Here is a 19,855-nt window from a genome sequence, read left to right on the forward strand (position 1 = left end):
TACGCTGGACAAGATGCCGTACAGGCAGATGAATGGGTATAGCTGAAATACTGACTTGCGTGGTTTTAAGCGCACTCTCCTTGCGATGATTATATTTGCGTTGCGCTATCCGATTTGTTTAAGGTATTGCCTAAGCTAAGAATAGACTGCAATTTGGCTGCAATTCTCTATGGCAATGTTTTGACGACTGCCACATAGTACATGCATCCGGCTTTTATCTTGAATCAGTCTGGTTTGTTCGCTGCCGCAAAAATTAGTTCCATTAGGAAATTACTATCGCCGGCCGATATCCGCAGGATTGTATTGCGCGTGCAGGGCTCGGCAGACGGCCAGGCATTGTTCGACTTGTTCGGCAATCGGTTTCGGGATCAATTCCTTTTGCTCCAAGGCTAGCCGTATCCAGTTTGCGGTGCTGGCGGCGTCGCGCTGCCCGGGCAAAGCCGGCATGTCGTCGGCAATGCTTTGTTTTTCCACCAGCGTGGTCTGCCGGCCGCCATGCAGCCAGTCGATTTTTTGCGCCTTCCTGGCATTGGCTACCGTTTCGCCTTCCGTGCCCCGCATTAAAAACACGTCTCCGCGTTCGGCCGCGGCGGTCGTCGTGAAATATGCCGTCAGCATGGCCAGGTATTCCGGGTGGGTGTATGAGCTCAGGCGCAAGGCCGGCGCCACGAACGGCTGCATGATTTTGACCAGGGTGTGGGTGGAATTGCGCACCCCGAGAATGCGCCGCATGGCCAGCAGCCTCGCCATTTTCGGCGCCAGCGCGTCGATCGGCATGAAGGCCGGCAAGCGCTGTACGAAGCATTGTTGCGCCTGCCCGATGCTGGTGCAGGCCGGATGGCCCAGCGCCTGGAAAATTTCCGCGCTGGTGACGCGGCCCGGATCCGTCAATACGCCATGCAGCAATACCGGCACGCCCTCGCGCGCCAGCAGCATGGCCAGCAAGGGCGTCAGGTTGGCCATGTGGCGCGCGCCGTTATAGCTGGGGATGACAATCGGCGCATATTGCCAGGCGGCACTGCCGGCTTGGGCGGGCAGCGCTATTTGCGTAAACGATGCTTCCGCCGCCTGCAGGAAGCCGGCGATTTCTTCTACCGATTCACCCTTGATGCGCATCGCCAGCAGGATTCCTCCCATTTCCAGGTCGGAGACGCGGCCATCCAGCATGGCGGCATACAAATCGTGCGCATCGTTGCGCGACAGGCTGCGCGCGCCGTCCTTGCCGCGCCCGATCTCCTTGATGAAGCGGGCGGCGGGGAACGGTTCGGCGGGCTGGATATTATTCATGTGCGGATAACGGTCTGGGTTTGCAAACGGGGAATGGCGCGGTGCCTGTCCGCAGCGATTTTACTTTAACAGGTCCTGGTCCATGGGCATCGGGTAAAATCGTCGCCATTCAGCCAGCTTGTCCAGCGGACTGCCTGGCGCCTGTTCTTGGTTTTTCTTATCTGGGCTTATATGGCATTCGATCCTCGCCAGCTTGAAATACTGCGGCCGCAGCTGGTGCGGTTTGCCGCGCTGCAGCTGCGCAATGACGCCCTGGCCGAGGATGCCGTCTCGGAAACCGTGCTTGCGGTGCTTGAGCATCCCGACCGTTTCCAGGAGCAGTCCTCGTTCAAGACTTATGTCATCGGCATCCTCAAGCACAAATTGCTGGACCAGCTGCGGCGCGGCAAGCGCGAGGTGCAGCTGAGCACGGATGAGGACGCGGACCGCAGCGATGCTGACATGATCGACGCCCTGTTTACCTCGTCAGGGCATGCGGTGGAAGCCGCCCCCAGCTGGGGCAATCCGGACCAGGCGCTGGAGCGCAAGGAATTCTTCGATATCTTGCAGTTATGCATAGACAAATTGCCGGCCAAGACCGGCCGCATTTTCATGATGCGGGAATGGCTGGAGCTGGATACCGACGCAATCTGCAAAGAGCTCGACATTACCGCCGCCAATGCCTGGGTGCTGCTGTACCGGGCGCGCACGCGGCTGCGCGAATGCTTGCAGTTAAACTGGTTCGGCACGCAGGCTTGAATTGGCGGTTTTCGTACACAATGTAAAGCTAATCCAGGTCTTATTGTAAGTATTGCATTCATGGCGCGACTAACCATGAATGCCAGAATGTTCGCACAGCCGGTAAATTTATTTTATGCCATATAAACGCCTGATCCCACATTGCCGAGATACCCAGCTGCTCCTGTCCCAGGCGCAGGACAGCAATCTGTCGCCGCTGACCCGGGCGCGGGTACGCGTGCACCTGTGGACTTGCACGGCTTGCACCAGGTTCTCGCAACAGCTGGCGTTCATGCGGCAGGCGATGCGGCAGCTCGGCAAGGATTAATCGAAACCTGCCGCGGGCGCCGTCCGCGCTTTCCTTTACAATGCCGCATTCCTTACCTATTGCCCCACCCATGATTGTTCTCGGCGTTGAATCTTCCTGTGACGAAACCGGCCTTGCGCTCTACGATACCGAGCGCGGCTTGCTCGCGCACGCCCTCTATTCGCAAGTGGCGATGCATGAGCAATACGGCGGCGTGGTGCCGGAACTAGCTTCGCGCGACCATATCCGGCGCGCCATTCCTTTATTGCAACAAGTATTGGCGGAAAGCGGCATCGCGCGGCAGGACATCGATGCCATCGCTTACACCCAGGGACCGGGACTGGCGGGAGCGCTGCTGGTGGGCGCATCGATTGCCTGCGGCCTCGGCCTGGCGCTGGACAAGCCGATGCTGGGTGTGCATCACCTGGAAGGGCATTTGCTGTCGCCGCTGCTGGCCAGCGATCCTCCCGAATTTCCGTTTGTCGCCTTGCTGGTGTCGGGCGGCCACACCCAGCTGATGCGGGTCGACGGCGTCGGCCGATACAGCTTGCTGGGCGAGACGCTGGATGACGCCGCCGGCGAGGCGTTCGACAAATCGGCCAAGCTGCTTGGGCTCGGTTATCCCGGCGGACCGGCGATTTCGCGCCTGGCCGAATTCGGCGATCCTTCGGTGTATCAGTTGCCGCGGCCCATGTTGCATTCGAAAAACCTGGATTTCAGCTTCTCCGGCCTGAAAACGGCGGTGCTGACGCTTGTCAAAAACCATACGGCCAATATTTGCGACCAGGACAAGGCCAATATCGCGCGCGCTTTTGTCGATGCACTGGTCGACGTGCTGCTGGCCAAATGCCTGGCCGCGCTGAAACAGACCGGCCTCAAGCGCCTGGTGATCGCGGGCGGAGTAGGCGCCAACCAGCAATTGCGCAGCGCCCTGGATGCCGCGGCAGAGAAGCGGCGCTTCCGGGTGTATTACCCGGAACTGGAGTTTTGCACCGACAATGGCGCGATGATTGCCTTTGCCGGCGCCATGCGCCTGCAGATCAATCCGCAGGCGGCGCAGCGTACCTATGGGTTCAATGTACGGCCGCGCTGGCCGCTGAATGAACTGGGTATCTGAGCAAATTCCCAGCTAGGCGTATAATGCGCGACTGTGGTACAAAACATGTCGGCAATGATGTCAAAGTGGTAATCCGGCTTGCGGTGCCTGTTATGGCACTTCCACAATCATTTGGTTCGCATGCTGGCGCTGCGGCTTGCCTCGGCAAGTACCGGTCGCCAGCAATGGGCCGACACGAAATTCACGATTCAATTGAGAGCAAATAGTGCCTTTGTTCGAGTGCATCTTGCACCAAAGGCCGCCAACTACCATGTCCGACATCCAGTCCGAGATTCAAGCTGATCCAGCAGTGCCAACCACGCCCACCGTCCGTTTCGCAGATTTCGGGCTATCCCCGGATATCCTGCGCGCACTGAGCGACCAGGGTTATGTCCATCCAACCCCGATCCAGGCGGAAGCGATTCCGGTGGTGCTGCAAGGGCGCGACGTCATGGGAGCGGCACAGACAGGAACCGGCAAGACTGCCGGTTTTTCCTTGCCGATCATCCAGCTGCTGCTGGCGCATGCCAACACCAGCGCTTCGCCGGCGCGGCATCCGGTACGCGCCCTGATCCTGACGCCGACGCGTGAACTGGCCGACCAGGTTGCGGAAAACGTCAAGGCTTATTGCCGGCATACGCCGCTGCGTTCCACCGTGGTGTTCGGCGGCGTCGATATCGCCCCGCAAACCGCTGCCCTGCGTTCCGGCATCGAGATCGTGATTGCGACTCCCGGCCGCTTGCTGGACCACGTGCAGCAAAAGACGCTGAACCTGTCGCAGACGCAAATCCTGGTGATGGACGAAGCCGACCGCATGCTGGACATGGGTTTCCTGCCTGATTTGCAGCGCATCATCAACCTGTTGCCGAAAGAGCGCCAGAACCTGATGTTTTCAGCCACGTTCTCGGGCGAGATCAAGAAGCTGGCGGCGACTTTCCTGAAGAACCCGGTAACGATCGAAGTGGCGCGCAGCAACGCCACCGCCGACAACGTGACGCAAACCATGTATCACGTCAATGAACAAACCAAGGCTGAGGCGGTGTCGCACATCATCCGCGAACGCAAGCTGAAGCAGGTCATCGTTTTCTCCAATACCAAGATCGGCGCCTCGAAACTGGCGCGCCACCTGGAAAACGAAGGCGTCAATGCATCGGCGATCCACGGCGACAAGACCCAGAACGAGCGCATGGCGGCGCTGGAAGCATTCAAGCGCGGCGAGATCGAAGTGCTGGTGGCGACCGATGTCGCCGCACGCGGCCTGGATATCGCCGAACTGCCATGCGTGATCAATTTTGATTTGCCGTACAACGCCGAAGATTACGTGCACCGTATCGGCCGTACCGGCCGCGCCGGCGCTTCCGGCGATGCGATTTCCCTGTACGCCGACAAGGATGAACGCTTGCTGGTCGACATCGAAAAGATGATCAAGTACAAGTTTGTGCGCGCCGAGCTGACCGGGTTTGTCGCCAAGCCGGCCAGCGCCGAACGCGAGCGCTCTTCCGGACGCGGCGCCGATGCGCGCAACGGCCGTGGCGACAGCCGCGGCGCTCCGTCTTCTGACCGCAGCACCCAGCACACACGCAGCGCCTACACGTCGACGCCGACTTCGCGCAAGGAAAAAATCGACCCGTGGTTCCTCAAGCCATACGAACCGACGCTCGCAGCCGAAGTGGATTCAGCCAGCAGCGTAGCGCCGGCAGGCGGCTCGATCAAGCCGTCGAAGGTGAAGCTGGCCGCTTTGCTGGGCGGCCTGCCAAAGAACTGATCAAGCGCGGCGGCTCGTTTCCAGATTGGCCCAGGCGGTGGTAGCCAGCGGCCAGAACGCCGCTACGCTATCGACTTGTCCAATATCCAAACCCAGGAACCAGGCCGCCTTGCTTAGCGCATGCAGCGGCTGCTTGATGTCGATGGCTTGCGCGCCGTTTTGCTTGGATAGCTTTTCACCGTCGGCATTGGTGATGACCGGGACATGCAAGTAGTACGGTGTCGCCAGTTTTAATTGGCGCTGCAGGTAAATCTGGCGCGCGGTTGAATCGAGCAGGTCCGCGCCGCGCACCACATGGGTAACGCCCTGGTCGGCATCGTCGACCACCACCGCCAGCTGGTAAGCCCAGAAGCCATCCGCCCGTTTCAGCACAAAATCCCCGACTTCTATCGCCAGGTGCTGCTGTACGCGGCCCAGCCAGCGATCGTCAAAAATGATCAGTTCATCGATATGCCCAGGATCCGGCACGCGCAGGCGGTAAGCGCGGGCCGGCTTGCCGACCGGCAGGCCGGTGCGGCAAGTGCCGGGATAGACCGCCGCACCGTCGGCGGCTACGCAGATGCGGGAGTCGACAATTTCGCGGCGGGTGCAGCCGCACGGATAGGCCAGCCGCCCGAGACGGTCGAAAGCCGCTTCGTATAGCGCGGTGCGCTGGCTTTGGAACACCACTTCGCCATCCCAGTGCATGCCCAGCACATCCAGGTCCGCCAGGATCGATTCCGCCGCGCCTGCTGCGGTACGCGCTTCATCCACGTCTTCCATGCGCAACAGCCAGCGCCCGTGGTTGGCCTTGGCATCCAGGTAACTGGCCATCGCCGCCACCAGGGATCCGGCGTGCAGAGGTCCGGTGGGCGAGGGGGCGAAACGGCCGATATAGCTTGCTTCATTAGACATGGCTGATCGATTCGTGATGATGCGGCGCCGGCGAGCCAAGCAGGGTGTGCTGGATCGCAGGTTCGCTAAGTTGCGTGATGAACCATTTAAGAGATTTTCCCACGACTGGCGTGCGCCAGGCGATTTGTGTCTTGTCGGTGGGTTTGGCTTCGATGGTCTGCTTTTCAATCAATGCGCCGGAGGCAAAATGAGGGGCCGCCATCCAGCGCGGCAAATGGCCGCAGCCGAGGCCGCGGAGCTGGGCCTGCAGCTTCGCGGCGATGGAGGGCACGGTCAAGATGTCCTGGCCGCTCAGCAAGCCCGACGTGATGCCGGGCAAGCTGCGGCTGGTGTCGCCCACCGCTACCGCCCGATATTGCTGTATCAGGCCGGCAGTGAGCGGTTCCGGCGCATTGGCCAGCGGGTGGCCGGGGGCAACCGCGAAAACCCATTCAATCGTCCCCAGCTGGCGGGTCTGGAAGCCGCCGCTCATGCGGATGCTGTCGGGGCCGCCATGGGGCGCGCCGATAACCAGGTCGGCGCGGTCCGACAGCAATGCTTCCCATACGCCCGACAATGTCTCATGCGAAATGCGCAGGCGGGTGCCGGCATTTTCACGGTCGAAAGCTTCAATCAGCGGCAGCAGGCTGTCAAACGGGATGATGCTGTCGAGGACGATGCGCAGTTCCACTTCCCAGCCGGTCGCCGCGCGCTTGACGCGCCGTTCCAGTTCCTGCGCCGCCAGCAGCAGGCGCCGGCCCTCGGTCAGCAGCTCCAGGCCGGCGCCGGTCAGCTTGGCGCGGTGGCCGCGGCGGTCGAACAGCAGCACGTCCAGGTCTTCTTCCAGCTTGCGCACGCTGTAGGTGAGCGCGGACGGCACACGGTCCAGCTCCACTGCCGCCGCGGCAAAGCTGCCTTTGCGGGCGATCGTATCGAGGATCTGCAGGGCTTCCAGCGTCAGGTTCATTGTTGCCATGCGAATGGGAATGTTGTGAAAATTTCATTCAGATAATTTGAATGATATATTGGAATTTGGCGTCTGTCTTAAGTCATTTCTTAAGGCTATAGTGCCAAGTAATCCAATAGATTCATATAGCGGATTTCTATAGCGAAATAAATTTTCGGATATACCAGGATCGAATAGCGGCTCAATGCAGGCCGGTCATGGTTGGCTTGACTCTGGATTTGGTTTTAGGTTCGCCAGCTATCGTGATCCGTGGCAAAGCAGCTGGCCTGACTATTGCGCTGATGCTGTCTGATTTATTGCGTTGCTTGTTCATTTTTCAAACGGATTCCCACACCAAAAGGGCATTGCCATGACTAAAGTTGCTATTGTTTATCATTCCGGCTACGGCCATACCAAAAACCAGGCGGAAGCCGTGCACGCTGGCGTGCTGCGGGCCGAGGGCGCTGTACCTGAGCTGATCGCCATCGATGCCGAAGGCAATCTCAGCGACGCTGCCTGGGCTTCGCTGGAAGCGGCCGACGCCATCATCTTTGGCACGCCGACCTACATGGGCACGGTTTCCTGGCAGTTCAAGAAATTTGCCGATACATCGTCGAAGCAATGGTTCGGACAGAAATGGAAGGACAAGGTAGCTGCCGGTTTCACCAATTCCGCGACCATGAATGGCGACAAGGGCACCACCATGAGCTATCTGATTACATTCGCGATGCAGCACAGCATGGTCTGGGTCGGCACCGGCCTGATGCCGGCCAACAGCAAGGCCGCGCAACGTAACGACGTGAACTTCGTCGGCGGTTTCTCCGGCGCCCTGGCGCAAAGCCCGTCGGACTCTTCCCCGGAAGAAGGCCCTGCGGCCGGCGATCTTGAAACCGCCAAGCAGTTTGGCAAGCGTGTCGCAGAGACTGCGCAGAAATTCAAGAAGTAATCTGATTGCAGGAGGGCGAACCGAGGTTCGCTCCAGAAAGTAAAAAGCCCGCTGGCGATTGCAAGCGGGCTTTTTTTCTGGTCCAGGCCGTTGCGTTCAGTACGCGCCGGTGGCTTCGGCTGGCGCCGCCGCGGCTTCCGGCTGGCAATGCGGGCAGGACTTGCCGGCCACGTATTGCGGCGACAGCTGCTGGCGCGGCGTTACCACTGCGCGGCAAGCGTAGCATTGCACGGTGGCGGTTTCCTGCAGCTGCGGATTGAGCGCGGTGCGATAGTCGAACACGAAACAGTCGCCGTCATAGTGGGCGCCGCCGCATTCTTCGAAATACTTGAGAATCCCGCCTTCCAGCTGGTAGACGCTGTCGTAGCCGATATTCTGCATGTGGATCGCCGCCTTCTCGCAGCGGATGCCGCCGGTACAGAAAGTGACGACGGTCTTGTCGGCCAGCTCATCCTTGTGGGCAGCGATCACCGCCGGAAATTCGCTGAACTTCTCGATCCGGTAGTCAATGGTGTTTTCAAAGGTGCCGACATCGACTTCAAATGCATTGCGGGTATCGAGCATGACCACCGGCCGGCCGGTGTCATCGTAGCCCTGGTCCAGCCAGCGTTTCAGCGTCTGCGCTTGCACCGCCGGGGCGCGGCCCAGTTCCGGCTTGATCAGGGGGTGTTTCATCGTGATGATTTCGGCCTTCAGCTTGACCAGCATCCGGGTGAAAGGCTGTTTTTCGGAATAACTTTCCTTTACTTCGAGGTCGGCAAACCGTTCGTCCGCGCGCAGCCAGGCCAGGAACTGGTCGATTTGCTCGCGCAGCCCGGCCAGGAACAGGTTGATGCCTTCCGGTGTAAGTAAAATCGTTCCTTTTAGTTGCAATTGTTTGCAAATTGCAAGGAATTCCGGACGCTTTTGCTCGGTGTCCGTAAACGTGATGAATTTATAGGCGGCGATGTTGACGTAGGGATGACTGGACTGCATGGTGAAATTCTCGGTAAGTCGTTGATTTATCAGTATTATAAACGCCGGCCGCAGGATTGCCCAATTTTGCCGGTGGGCGGCAGGGCCTCAGGGTAAAATACCGGCCATGACGACACCGCAATTTATCCATCTCCGCCTCCATTCCGAGTACTCCATTGTCGACGGCCTGGTGCGCATCGACGATGTAGTGAAAGCAGCTGCCGGCGACAAGCAGGCAGCGCTTGGCATCTCCGACCTCGCCAATCTGTTCGGCATGGTCAAATTCTACAAGGCGGCGCGCGGCAAAGGCATCAAGCCGATCATCGGCTGCGATGTCTGGATCACCAATGACGACGATCGCGACAAGCCGTCGCGTTTGCTGCTGCTGGTCAAGAACCGCGGCGGTTACCTGCAGCTGTGCGAACTGCTGTCCCGGGCCTGGCTGGAAAACCTGCACCGCGGCCGCGCCGAAATCCGCGCCGAATGGCTGGCCGAACTGGCGGCGCAGGGCGGCGGCAACGGCCTGATCGCCTTGTCCGGCGCCCACTTCGGCGATATCGGCATTGCGATCGACAATGGCAATACAGGATTGGCGGAGCGCTGCATCGCGCGTTGGGCGGAGATTTTCCCGGACAATTTCTATGTCGAGATCCAGCGCGCCGACCAGCCCAACATGGAAACGCATGTGCGCCAGGCGGTGGCGCTGGCGGCCAAATTCAACGTGCCGGTGGTGGCTACCCATCCGATCCAGTTCCTGGACAAGGAAGAATTCATCGCGCATGAAGCGCGCACCTGTATCGCCGAAGGCGAAATGCTGGCCAATGCGCGCCGCGTACGCCGCTTCAATGACCAGCAATCGTTCAAGACCCAGGCCGAGATGGCCGCACTGTTCGCCGACATGCCGGCGGCGCTGCAAAACTCCATCGAAATCGCCAAGCGCTGCAACCTGACGCTGCAGCTGGGCAAACCGCAATTGCCGGATTTCCCGACGCCGGACGGCATGACCATCGGCGAGTTCCTGATACAGCAATCGCAAGAGGGACTGGAGCTGCGCCTGCTGCACCTGTTCCCGGATGAAACCAGGCGCGAGCAGCAGCGCCAGCGTTATCAGGACCGGTTGAAATTTGAAACCGACACCATCATCAAGATGGGTTTCCCCGGCTACTTCCTGATCGTTGCCGAGTTTATCCGCTGGGCCAAGCAGAATGGCGTGCCGGTAGGCCCGGGGCGGGGTTCGGGCGCCGGTTCGCTGGTGGCGTATTCGTTGCAGATCACTGACCTGGATCCGCTCAAATACAACCTGCTGTTCGAACGCTTCCTCAATCCTGAGCGGGTATCGATGCCCGACTTCGATATCGACTTTTGCCAGGAAGGCCGCGACCGCGTCATCCAGCACGTCAAGGATTTATACGGCAAGGACGCGGTATCGCAGATTGCGACCTTCGGTACGATGGCAGCCAAGGGCGCGATCCGCGACGTCGGCCGGGTGCTCGATTTCGGCTACAACTTCTGCGACGGCATTTCCAAGCTGATTCCGTTCAAGCCGGGCAAGCACGTCACGATTGCCGATGCGATCCAGGAAGAGCCGATGCTGGCCGAACGCCTGGAGAACGAAGAAGAGGTCAAGCAGCTGCTCAACCTGGCGCAGCAAGTCGAAGGCATCGCCCGCAATATCGGCATGCATGCCGGTGGCGTGCTGATCGCGCCGGGCAAGCTGACCGATTTCTGCCCGCTGTATACCCAAGGCGGCGACGCCGGCGTGGTGTCGCAGTACGACAAGGACGACGTGGAAGCCGTCGGCCTGGTCAAGTTCGACTTTTTGGGTTTGACCACGCTGACGATCCTTGACCGCGCAGTGCGCTACATCAAGCAGCTCGATCCGGCCATGGCCGATTTCAGCCTGGAGAAGCTGCCGCTCAACGACCGGCCGTCATACGAATTGCTGACCGCGGCCAAAACGGTCGCCGTGTTCCAGCTGGAAAGCCGCGGCATGCAAGGCATGCTGAAAGACGCGCGGCCCGACCGTTTCGAAGACATTATCGCGCTGGTGGCGTTGTATCGGCCGGGTCCGATGGACCTGATCCCGGATTTCTGCAAACGCAAGCACGGCGAGCGCTTCGACTATCCCGACCCGCGTACCGAAGGCATCTTGTCGGAAACCTACGGTATCATGGTGTACCAGGAGCAGGTGATGCAGATGGCGCAGGTGGTCGGCGGCTACTCGCTCGGCGGCGCGGATTTGCTGCGGCGGGCGATGGGTAAGAAAAAAGCGGAAGAGATGGCCGAGCACCGCCAGATTTTCCGCGACGGCGCCGCCAAGGACGGCTTGAGCGAAGCCAAGGCCGACGAGATTTTCGACCTGATGGAAAAATTCGCGGGCTACGGCTTCAACAAGTCGCATGCCGCCGCTTACGCCTTGCTGTCCTATCACACCGCATACCTGAAGGCGCATCATCCCGCCGCGTTCATGGCCGCCAACTTGTCGCTGGCGATGGACGACACCGAAAAGATCAAGATCCTGGTGGAAGATTCGCTGACGGTGTGCAAGCTGACCTTGCTGCCGCCGGACATCAATCTCTCGGATTACCGTTTTACGCCGGAAGGCGAACCGGGCAAGAAAGCCACCTTCATCCGTTACGGCCTCGGTGCGGTAAAAGGCTCGGGCCAGAACGCGATTGAAGCCATCATCGCCGCCCGCCAGGAAAAACCGTTTGCCGACCTGTTCGATTTCTGCCTGCGGGTGGACAAGCGCCAGATCAATCGCCGCACCATCGAGTCGCTGATACGCGCCGGCGCCTTCGATTGTTTCAAGGTCGACCGCGGCATCCTGCTGGCGTCGGTGCCGCGGGCGATGGAAGCGGCAGACCAGAAGCTGGCCTCGGCCAACCAGGTCAGCCTGTTTGGCGGCGACGACAGCGACCTGGAAGCGCCGATCGAATATGTGCAGGCCGCGCCATGGACCGACAAACAAAAACTGACCGAAGAGAAAAGCGCGCTGGGCTTCTATCTGTCAGGCCATCTGTTCCATGCCTACGCCGCCGAAGCGCGCCGCTTCGCGCGCACGCCGCTGGGCAGCCTGGAACCGTCGCGCGAACCGCGCGTCCTGGCGGGCATCATCTCCGGCCTGCGGGCGCAAATGACGCAGCGTGGAAAAATGATGATCGTCACGCTCGACGACGGCAGCGCGACTGTCGACGTTACCGTCTATAACGAACAGTTCGAGCCCAACAAGGCGTTTTTCAAGGAAGACGAATTCCTGGTGGTGCATGGCAAGGTCTCTGAAGACCGTTTCAACGGCGGCTTGCGGGTGTCCGCTGAACGGGTGATGGATATCGCTACTGCGCGGATTCAATACGGCCGTCAAATCGTGCTGTCCCTATCGTCGCCGTCACAGAAAATCGATGCGGCGCAGCTGAGGGAAATGCTGTCGTCGCACCGGTCCGACAGCGGCTTGCCGATGACGCTGCGCTACACCGGCGACGGCGTAGCTTGCGAAATAGTGCTGGGCGATGCATGGCGAGTGTCCCCCAGCGACGGCTTGCAGCTGGCGCTGGTGGAAAAAGTAGGGAAGGAAGCTGTCGCCGTGGAATACTAGGGCCTGTAAACAAGGCCCCCAAGGGCACAGCTGCCGCGCTTTGCCAATTGGCTCTGCATTCCCATATTACCCAGCACTACTTTCAGGGAAGATTTTTTCATGACGGTAAAGCGCAAAAAAGAACTTAAAGCAGACTGACTTATGAGCGCATTTTCCTATACAACAATTTTCAAGCGCCTTGCACTATTGCATCGCCCATACAAAAGAAGACTGATCCTTGGGCTTCTTGGAATGGTGGTGACCGCGGCGACGGAGCCGCTGGTAGCTTACATTTTCAAAATCCTGCTGGACAACGGTTTTGTCGAAAAACCTACGTTCCCGCTGTGGCTGGTGCCGGTCGCCGTGATTGGCGCATTCGTGGCGCGCGGCGCTTCGACCTTTTTGACAACCTACATGACTAACTGGGTGTCGACCCGGGTGCTGACGACATTGCGGCAGCAGATGTTCAATCGGATCTTGAATGTGTCGATTGATTTCCACGCTACGCATACGGTAGGGCGCGTGATCAATTCGATCATGTTTGAAGTGCAGCAGATCATAGAAATGATCAGCAAGCTGTTTACCTCGATCGTGCGCTGCGTGCTGACCGTAGCGGGTTTGCTGGGCTACATGCTGTTCATCAGCTGGAAACTGACGATCGTGGCGCTGGTGCTGATGCCGCTGATGATCCTGGTAGTGCGCACCACCGCCAAGCGCTTGAAACGGCTGAATAAGGATTCTCTCGACGTCAATGCGCAGTTGACCCAGGTAATTGAAGAAACCGCGCGCGCGCAGCAGGTCATCAAGGTGTTTGGCGGCGAGACTTACGAGCGGAAGCGGTTCGAAGAATCGGCCGAACATATCCGTCACTACAGCATGCGCATGACCAGCACCTTTGCCGCTACCGTGCCGGTCACGCAAATCATGATGGCCTGCGCAATGTCGGCGATGATCACGATGGGGCTGGTGCAGGCAAGCCACGGCCAGCTTACCGCGGGCGATTTCGTGTCGTTCCTGGCGGCGATGATCGCCTTGCAGGTGCCACTCAAACAGCTGGCTGAAGTGAACGGCCCGCTGCAGCGCGGCATGGCTGCGGCAGAAGCGGTGTTCAAGCTGATCGACAGTCCGGTCGAGCGCACCGGGGGAATACAGCTGGACAAGCGTGCAAACGGGAAAATCGCATTTTCCAATGTCGGCTTTTCATATCCGGGCCAGGAAAAGCCTGCGCTAAAGAACATCAACCTGAACGTCGAACCGGGCGAAACCATCGCTTTCGTGGGGATGTCGGGCGGCGGCAAATCGACGCTGGTGAACCTGATTCCCGGATTCTATTCGGTGACCGAAGGCCGTATCCTGCTGGATGACTTGCCTATCGAGGACATATCCTTGAACAGCCTGCGGGCGCAGATAGCCATGGTCAGCCAGAATGTGGTGCTGTTCAACGACACGATCGCTGCCAATATCGCCTATGGCGACCGGGCGCCGGACCGCGTACGGATTGAAGCCGCTGCCAAGGCAGCTTACCTGGCCGACATGATTGCCGCTTTGCCCGAAGGGTACGAAACGCAGATCGGCGATAACGGTTCGCGCCTGTCCGGCGGCCAGCGCCAGCGCCTGGCAATGGCGCGCGCCATCTACAAGGATGCTCCCATCCTGATCCTGGACGAGGCGACTTCGGCGCTCGATACCGAGTCGGAACGGGCAGTGCAGGCGGCGCTCGACCAGCTGATGCAGGGCCGCACCACCTTCGTGATTGCGCACCGGCTTTCAACTATCGAGCGCGCCAGCCGCATCGTCGTGCTCTCGAACGGCAGCATTGTCGAAATCGGCACCCACGATGAATTGCTCGGCAAGCAGGGTGCATACGCAAATTTGTATCATCTCCAGTTTTCCAAGGATGCGGTGAATATAGAGATGTAATGTGCGGGATCTCAGGCTTGGTGCTTGAGATCGCCGGCCTGCTCCCTCTGGAAATGTCGCCTGAAAAAAATCAAAAGAAAATCTCATGACAGCACAACTCGTTCCAGCCGAACTGTTAAAAAAAACGGATAAGATCCTGTTCATCGCCCACCTTGCCCTCGGCGATTTCACTTATCTGCAGAATTGTTTCCAAGCCTTTGCGCAAGCCTTCCCGCATATCAAGATCCATATATGGGTGGATGAGGTGCGCCGCACCAAGAACACCGCGGCCTGGCCTTTCCTGAAGAAATACGCCTTGTATGACTGGCTGGCCGAATGTCCTTTCGTCGCCAAGGTCTATCAGCAAACATACAGCCCCGCCTTGTTTGAAGAATCGATTGCCGAGGCGCAAAAGCAGCAATACCCGCTGGTGGTGTCGCTGTCGACCTTGAGGCCGCCCATGTATGCAACGCTGGCGCGCCAAATCAGTGCGCAAGGTTTTGTGGCCGGGATGAAAAAGCCGGCTGGAGTCCTTGCTTTGCACAAGCGCCTGGCTTACCGCAAACTGGATGCCGCTTTCGACCCTGACCGCGTAGCGCTGCCGGGAGTGCACATCAGCGAGGTGTATGCTGCCTGGTTCAACCGCTTGTTCGGCATGGACAGCGCGGCGTCGTCACGCCAGCCTTTCGTGCGCATTCCAGAGCAATGGGGCCGGTACGCACAGGAGCAGCTGAAAAAGTGGGGCTTCGATCGCGACCGCCGGCAATCCGCCAATCCAGCCAAGCTGGTTTTCGTCAATCCGTACGCCAAGACCCACAAACGCTGCTGGCCGCTGGAACGGGTGGTGGAACTGGTGGCAGCGATCAGGACGCAGGATGCCTGGAAAGATACCCGGTTTATCGTGAATGTCGTGCCGGAAGAAATGGCGCAGGCCAGGACGTTTTTCGACGGTCATGCGGTTGAACGCTTGCAGCTGTTCAGCGCCCAGGAGAATTTTTTCCAGCTGCCGGCGATGCTGCGCGAATGCGACCTGATCATCTCGGTTGAAACCGCGGTGATGCACCTGGCGAACGCGGTACAGGTGCCCGTGATTGCGTTGATGCGTCAGAAAAATCCCGAATGGGCGCCGATCGATAAAGAGAACAGCATCGTCATTACCACCGCAAATCGTCGGGACTGGGTGAAGGCGATTACGGTTGCGCAGGTTATTGCAGTTCTGAAGCGCTGATAGCAGGGGCGGGGGCTTTTTCTGCCCGCGCTTCTTGCCGCCATCCCAAAACGATCTCGGCGACGCTTTCAGGCGTGATGTTTTCCATGCAGGCGCAAGTGGCCGCCTGGCTATCCTTGCAACCGGTGCAGCTGACCGGCAAGGACAAGGCTTGGGCCCGTCGCCCGAGCGGCGCCCAGCGCCCCGGATGCATCGGCCGCGTCGGCGGGAACAGGCCGAGCGTGCGCTGGCCCAGCGCGGCGGAAATGTGGAGCGGACCGGTGCCGCTTGCAATCAAGCCGTCGGCTGCGTTAATCAGCGAGCTGAGCTGATCCAGGCTGAACTTGCCGCACACGTTGCTCACATTCTCCAATTCCAGCAGTTCCTCCGCATGTTCGGCCAGCCATTGTCCTTCGGCGGGACTGCCCGTCAGCCACAGGCGGACGTCAGGATATTTGCTCAACTGCCGGGCAAGCGCCGCGTAATGGCTGACCGGCCATTCGCGCCCATGCCCATTCGATTTTGTATGAAGGATGAGGTTGAACGGATAGGGCTGAAGCAGCCGGTTTATTTCCGGATTCTGCGGGACATCGAAATCGTAAAGAGCTGGAATGGCCGAAGGTTCGGGAATGGTCGTGAGGCCGAAAGGGCGCAGGAATTCAAAATTGAACTGCGCTTCGTGGTATTCCGAGTTCCCTTTCTTGAACCGCACCCGGCGGTTGCAATACAGCATCTGGTAAAGCTTATGGCGAGCGTTGCCGATGCGGTTGCGGATGCGGGCTTTGAAAGCGATGACCGCCAGGCGTTTGTTCGGTTGCGCCAATATGATCGTATCGACGTTAGCGTGGGCAAAATAGGCCGCGGGATCCAGCAGGAAACTTTCCAGTTCCACCACCTCATCGATGCTGCGGCACTGCCTGACGACCGGCGCGGCATAACCCCGGCACAGGAAACTGATTTTCAGGTCCGGATAGTGCTGCTTCAGGAAAGCGGCGATGGGTAATGTCAGGATGACGTCGCCGATGTTGTCGGTGCGGCATATCAAGAGATGGGAGCTGGTTATTGCCATTATTGGATCGGTTAAGGCTGTATAGACGATAAGTTGCAGAAATTATAGCTGGCGGCCAGGGCCGCCGGCCAGGTTCTCACTTTTTGTTACCCTTCATGCATGTTTACCTGGCGGAAAGGTATTTCATGTACCACTTGAAACTGTCCAGCACCTGGCCGCGTTTCATCAGGAAGCGGGAATACATCCGCATCTCTTTATAGTTTCTTGGCGCCGGATCGAGCGGCAGGTCAGCCCACGGCGACAACGCCTGGTACTTGACGAACATGTCCCGCGACGCATGCAGGCACCAGTCGTTCCAGGGTTTCACGGCGCCTGCGAAGTGAATGAATACCACCTCGCCGATATCGCGCATCTGGCGCTTGTCCTTTTCCAGGTCATGGATCAGGTCGTACAGGAAATTCCATTTCCTCGGGATATATCGGATTTTCCCTTCCAGCACCACATTCAGCGCGTCCTGGTCCGGGAACCTGTAGTCCTTGCCGTTTTCGAGGATCGCAAGGATGGTTTTTTCGGTGATTTCCTGGGCCATCCAGTTATCGACATGCATGTACATCACGCCGGAATTGAAATACTTCTGCGATGCCAGTTGCAGGGCCGCACAGCGCCTCCTGGTGGTCTCGTCGGCGTCCGGCACGACAATCGCCGCGCTGTCGCCGAAATCCATGTCCAGCAGTTCGGCCATGCTGCCGGCGCACAGGATATCGGCGTCGAGGTACAGGACCTTGTCGCAGATGCCGCGCAAAGTGGACGGGATCAGCAGGCGCGTGAAGATGGTGGGCGAATAGTAGGAGAACTGCGAAATGTGCGCGAACGGCTTGAATACCGCCGGATCGATGATATGCACATGCGTCTTCAGCTGGTACATCTGTTCCAGTTCCTTGAAGCGCCGGCGGTTGTCTTCAGAAAGGGCAAAGGCAAACACATGGAAGGTGAACGTCACGCCCGGGCTGTTGGCAATGATGGAGGCGATGGTCGCCCCCATGCTGCGGCAATAGTGGTCGTCGACGCAAAACGCGATATGGAAAGAACCGTCGGCGGCTGCAGGAGAAATCGGTAAAGGGCTATTCATGGATGCCTTACATAAGGATGATGTCGTACTGCTCCTGCGGATAAACCGTTTCCACCTGCAGGGAAATCGGCTTATGGATGAAGTCGCCCAGCATGGCAAGGTGCTGGGATTCTTCCTCGAGGAACATGTCGACCACCACCTGCGACGCCAGGATGCGGAATTCGCGTGGGTTGAACTGCTTGGCTTCGCGCAGCACTTCGCGCAGGATTTCGTAGCAGATGGTGCGCGCGGTCTTGACCTGGCCCTTGCCGTTGCAGGCGGGGCACGGTTCGCACAAGATGTGCGCCAGCGATTCGCGGGTGCGCTTGCGGGTCATTTCCACCAGGCCCAGGGCGGAGAATTCGGATACCGATTTTTTGGTGCGGTCGCGCAGCAGGGCCTTGTGCAGCTCGGCCAGCACGGCGCTCTTGTGCTCGCTGTTCTCCATGTCGATGAAATCGAGGATGATGATGCCGCCCAGGTTGCGCAGCCTGAGCTGGCGCGCTATGGCGTGCGCCGCTTCCAGGTTGGTCTTGAAAATCGTGTCGTCGAAATTGCGGCCGTTGACGAAGCTGCCGGTATTGACGTCGATGGTGGTCATGGCTTCGGTCTGGTCGACGATCAGGTAGCCGCCCGACTTGAGCGGCACGCGACGGCTCAATGCTTCCTGGATTTCTTCTTCCACGCCGTACAGGTCGAACAGGGGCCGTTCGCCGGTGTAGTGCATCAGCCGCGCGGTCACCGACGGCGTGTAGCTGGCGGCGAATTCTTGCAGCTTCTGGAAATTCTCGCGCGAGTCGACCTGGATGGTGGTGGTCTCGTCGTTGACGAAATCGCGCAGCACGCGCTGCGCCAGGCTCAGGTCCTGGTGCAGCAAGGTCGGCGCCGGCTTGCTTTTTGCCAGCTGGGTGATCGACGACCAGGTCTTGCGCAGGTACTCGATGTCCATCTGCAGGTCGGCCTCGGAAGCGTCTTCGGCCATGGTGCGGATGATGAAGCCGCCTTTTTCCTCGGGCGGCAGCAGCTTTTGCACTTTATCCTTCAGCAGTTCGCGCTCGGCTTCATTTTCGATCCGCTGCGAGATGCCGATGTGCCGGTCTTGCGGCAAATACACCAGCATCCGGCCGGCAATCGAAATCTGGGTCGACAGCCTGGCGCCCTTGGTGCCGATCGGGTCTTTCACCACTTGCACGGTCAGCGACTGGCCGTCGAACAGCAGTTTTTCAATCGGCGTCTGCTGCGCCGCCTGGCCGTCGTGCGCGCGGGTCTCCCAGATGTCGGCGACGTGCAGGAAAGCCGCACGCTCGAGGCCGATATCGATGAATGCCGATTGCATGCCGGGCAGCACGCGGACTACTTTGCCCAGGTAGATATTGCCGGCCAGGCCGCGCGACAAGGTGCGCTCGATGTGCAGCTCTTGCACCGCGCCCTGGAAAATCAGGGCGACGCGGGTTTCCTGGGGGGTGATATTGACGAGGATGTCTTCGCTCATAAAATGCGGATGCCTGCCTGTTGTAGTAGTTGCGCGGTTTCAAAAAGTGGTAAACCCATGATGCCTGAATGGCTGCCGCGTATGCTTTCGATGAAAATCGCCGCCGGCCCCTGGATGCCATAAGCGCCGGCCTTGTCGTAAGGCTCGCTGGTATCGCAGTAGGCTTCGATCATGGCTTCCGGCAGCTCCTGGAACAAGACATCGGAAACCTGCGTGAGTTGCCAGGATTGCTCGCCATGGATGACGACAACGCTGGTCAGGACCTGGTGGCTGCGTCCCGACAGCAGGCGCAGCATGGCGCTCGCCTCGGCTTTGCTGGCCGGTTTGCCGAGGATCCGGCCGTCGATCGTGACGGTGGTGTCGGCGGCCAGGATAGGGCGCACCGGCAGGCTGCGCCAGATCATCATCTGCTGCGCGGCGTGAGCTTTCTCCATGGTCACCCGGGCGACATACGCCTGCGGCGCCTCGCCCTGCAAGACTTCCTCGCTGACGTCGGGGCCGCGCGGGGTCTGGTCGCGCAGCAGCAGCAATTCGAATGCGACGCCGATCTGTCGCAGCAATTCCCGCCGGCGCGGGCTTTTCGAGGCAAGGTAGATTTTCTGGTAAGGATTTTTCATTGCTGGCGGCTACGGCGGGTGCGTGGTCTCATGATTCCAGCGATTATTACAGAGTTAC

At 59.3% G+C, this 19,855-nt stretch carries 16 protein-coding genes; 8 read left to right on the plus strand and 8 right to left on the minus strand.

Going from position 1 to position 19,855, the window contains the following annotated elements:
• Positions 1 to 273: 273 nt before the first annotated feature.
• The gene (gene ybiB / locus AC07RZ_RS02685) at positions 274 to 1,287 is read right to left on the minus strand and encodes a DNA-binding protein YbiB (RefSeq protein ID WP_494666795.1); all 1,014 of its coding nucleotides are present in this window, start codon (positions 1,285 to 1,287) and stop codon (positions 274 to 276) included.
• A gap of 171 nt (positions 1,288 to 1,458) precedes the next feature.
• Here ybiB and AC07RZ_RS02690 point away from each other — a divergent pair, with 171 nt between their 5' ends.
• The 4 genes from AC07RZ_RS02690 (at position 1,459) to AC07RZ_RS02705 (ending at position 5,172) form a co-directional block, all read left to right on the plus strand.
• Complete coding sequence (locus tag AC07RZ_RS02690) at positions 1,459 to 2,025, plus strand: sigma-70 family RNA polymerase sigma factor (RefSeq protein ID WP_494666796.1); 567 nt, start codon at positions 1,459 to 1,461, stop codon at positions 2,023 to 2,025.
• Positions 2,026 to 2,140: 115 nt separating this feature from the next.
• On the plus strand, positions 2,141 to 2,332 hold the full coding sequence (locus AC07RZ_RS02695) for a zf-HC2 domain-containing protein (protein WP_092397686.1): 192 nt from the start codon (positions 2,141 to 2,143) through the stop codon (positions 2,330 to 2,332).
• A gap of 70 nt (positions 2,333 to 2,402) precedes the next feature.
• Positions 2,403 to 3,428, plus strand: a complete 1,026-nt coding sequence (tsaD, locus tag AC07RZ_RS02700) for a tRNA (adenosine(37)-N6)-threonylcarbamoyltransferase complex transferase subunit TsaD (protein WP_144739607.1) — start codon at positions 2,403 to 2,405, stop codon at positions 3,426 to 3,428.
• A gap of 250 nt (positions 3,429 to 3,678) precedes the next feature.
• The gene (locus tag AC07RZ_RS02705) at positions 3,679 to 5,172 is read left to right on the plus strand and encodes a DEAD/DEAH box helicase (protein WP_494666797.1); all 1,494 of its coding nucleotides are present in this window, start codon (positions 3,679 to 3,681) and stop codon (positions 5,170 to 5,172) included.
• On the opposite strand, the gene gluQRS is transcribed toward AC07RZ_RS02705, so the two are convergent.
• Both gluQRS and AC07RZ_RS02715 read right to left on the minus strand, forming a co-directional pair.
• Complete coding sequence (gene gluQRS, locus AC07RZ_RS02710) at positions 5,173 to 6,066, minus strand: tRNA glutamyl-Q(34) synthetase GluQRS (RefSeq protein ID WP_494666798.1); 894 nt, start codon at positions 6,064 to 6,066, stop codon at positions 5,173 to 5,175.
• Complete coding sequence (locus AC07RZ_RS02715; RefSeq protein ID WP_494667035.1) at positions 6,059 to 7,012, minus strand: LysR family transcriptional regulator; 954 nt, start codon at positions 7,010 to 7,012, stop codon at positions 6,059 to 6,061. Before AC07RZ_RS02715 ends, gluQRS begins: the two co-directional genes overlap by 8 nt.
• 349 nt (positions 7,013 to 7,361) lie before the next feature.
• On the opposite strand from AC07RZ_RS02715, the gene AC07RZ_RS02720 reads away from it, so the two are divergent.
• Entirely contained in the window at positions 7,362 to 7,937 is a 576-nt protein-coding gene (locus AC07RZ_RS02720) for a flavodoxin family protein (RefSeq protein ID WP_144739615.1), read from the plus strand.
• Positions 7,938 to 8,033: 96 nt separating this feature from the next.
• Here AC07RZ_RS02720 and AC07RZ_RS02725 read toward each other — a convergent pair whose 3' ends face one another.
• Complete coding sequence (locus AC07RZ_RS02725) at positions 8,034 to 8,912, minus strand: sulfurtransferase (RefSeq protein ID WP_494666799.1); 879 nt, start codon at positions 8,910 to 8,912, stop codon at positions 8,034 to 8,036.
• A gap of 106 nt (positions 8,913 to 9,018) precedes the next feature.
• On the opposite strand from AC07RZ_RS02725, the gene dnaE reads away from it, so the two are divergent.
• The 3 genes from dnaE to AC07RZ_RS02740 all read left to right on the plus strand — a co-directional run bounded on the left by dnaE (position 9,019) and on the right by AC07RZ_RS02740 (position 15,592).
• Positions 9,019 to 12,486: a DNA polymerase III subunit alpha gene (gene dnaE, locus AC07RZ_RS02730; protein ID WP_494666800.1), complete on the plus strand. Its 3,468-nt coding sequence runs from the start codon at positions 9,019 to 9,021 to the stop codon at positions 12,484 to 12,486.
• 141 nt (positions 12,487 to 12,627) lie between these two features.
• Complete coding sequence (gene msbA, locus AC07RZ_RS02735; protein WP_494666801.1) at positions 12,628 to 14,385, plus strand: lipid A export permease/ATP-binding protein MsbA; 1,758 nt, start codon at positions 12,628 to 12,630, stop codon at positions 14,383 to 14,385.
• Between the two features lie 85 nt (positions 14,386 to 14,470).
• Positions 14,471 to 15,592 (plus strand): glycosyltransferase family 9 protein, encoded by a 1,122-nt coding sequence (locus AC07RZ_RS02740; RefSeq protein WP_494666802.1) that lies wholly within the window; start codon positions 14,471 to 14,473, stop codon positions 15,590 to 15,592.
• On the opposite strand, the gene AC07RZ_RS02745 is transcribed toward AC07RZ_RS02740, so the two are convergent.
• The 4 genes from AC07RZ_RS02745 to AC07RZ_RS02760 form a co-directional block, all read right to left on the minus strand.
• Positions 15,570 to 16,466, minus strand: coding sequence for a glycosyltransferase family 9 protein (locus AC07RZ_RS02745; protein WP_494666803.1), 897 nt, complete (start codon positions 16,464 to 16,466; stop codon positions 15,570 to 15,572). The two genes, AC07RZ_RS02740 and AC07RZ_RS02745, sit on opposite strands and share 23 nt — an antisense overlap.
• Positions 16,467 to 16,743: 277 nt before the next feature.
• Complete coding sequence (locus AC07RZ_RS02750) at positions 16,744 to 17,709, minus strand: glycosyltransferase family 8 protein (protein WP_494666804.1); 966 nt, start codon at positions 17,707 to 17,709, stop codon at positions 16,744 to 16,746.
• Between the two features lie 7 nt (positions 17,710 to 17,716).
• Entirely contained in the window at positions 17,717 to 19,180 is a 1,464-nt protein-coding gene (gene rng / locus AC07RZ_RS02755) for a ribonuclease G (RefSeq protein ID WP_494666805.1), read from the minus strand.
• Positions 19,177 to 19,797 (minus strand): Maf family protein, encoded by a 621-nt coding sequence (locus AC07RZ_RS02760; RefSeq protein WP_494666806.1) that lies wholly within the window; start codon positions 19,795 to 19,797, stop codon positions 19,177 to 19,179. Before AC07RZ_RS02760 ends, rng begins: the two co-directional genes overlap by 4 nt.
• Between the last annotated feature and the right edge of the window lie 58 nt (positions 19,798 to 19,855).

The sequence above is a fragment of the Collimonas sp. GW821-FHT07E08 genome, from assembly GCF_059418905.1.

Bases quoted from the DNA above. Each gene is read 5' to 3' on its own strand.
- ybiB (WP_494666795.1), bottom strand. From the start codon at position 1,287: ATGAATAATATCCAGCCCGCCGAACCGTTCCCCGCCGCCCGCTTCATC.
- AC07RZ_RS02690 (WP_494666796.1), top strand. From the start codon at position 1,459: ATGGCATTCGATCCTCGCCAGCTTGAAATACTGCGGCCGCAGCTGGTG.
- AC07RZ_RS02695 (WP_092397686.1), top strand. From the start codon at position 2,141: ATGCCATATAAACGCCTGATCCCACATTGCCGAGATACCCAGCTGCTC.
- tsaD (WP_144739607.1), top strand. From the start codon at position 2,403: ATGATTGTTCTCGGCGTTGAATCTTCCTGTGACGAAACCGGCCTTGCG.
- AC07RZ_RS02705 (WP_494666797.1), top strand. From the start codon at position 3,679: ATGTCCGACATCCAGTCCGAGATTCAAGCTGATCCAGCAGTGCCAACC.
- gluQRS (WP_494666798.1), bottom strand. From the start codon at position 6,066: ATGTCTAATGAAGCAAGCTATATCGGCCGTTTCGCCCCCTCGCCCACC.
- AC07RZ_RS02715 (WP_494667035.1), bottom strand. From the start codon at position 7,012: ATGAACCTGACGCTGGAAGCCCTGCAGATCCTCGATACGATCGCCCGC.
- AC07RZ_RS02720 (WP_144739615.1), top strand. From the start codon at position 7,362: ATGACTAAAGTTGCTATTGTTTATCATTCCGGCTACGGCCATACCAAA.
- AC07RZ_RS02725 (WP_494666799.1), bottom strand. From the start codon at position 8,912: ATGCAGTCCAGTCATCCCTACGTCAACATCGCCGCCTATAAATTCATC.
- dnaE (WP_494666800.1), top strand. From the start codon at position 9,019: ATGACGACACCGCAATTTATCCATCTCCGCCTCCATTCCGAGTACTCC.
- msbA (WP_494666801.1), top strand. From the start codon at position 12,628: ATGAGCGCATTTTCCTATACAACAATTTTCAAGCGCCTTGCACTATTG.
- AC07RZ_RS02740 (WP_494666802.1), top strand. From the start codon at position 14,471: ATGACAGCACAACTCGTTCCAGCCGAACTGTTAAAAAAAACGGATAAG.
- AC07RZ_RS02750 (WP_494666804.1), bottom strand. From the start codon at position 17,709: ATGAATAGCCCTTTACCGATTTCTCCTGCAGCCGCCGACGGTTCTTTC.
- rng (WP_494666805.1), bottom strand. From the start codon at position 19,180: ATGAGCGAAGACATCCTCGTCAATATCACCCCCCAGGAAACCCGCGTC.
- AC07RZ_RS02760 (WP_494666806.1), bottom strand. From the start codon at position 19,797: ATGAAAAATCCTTACCAGAAAATCTACCTTGCCTCGAAAAGCCCGCGC.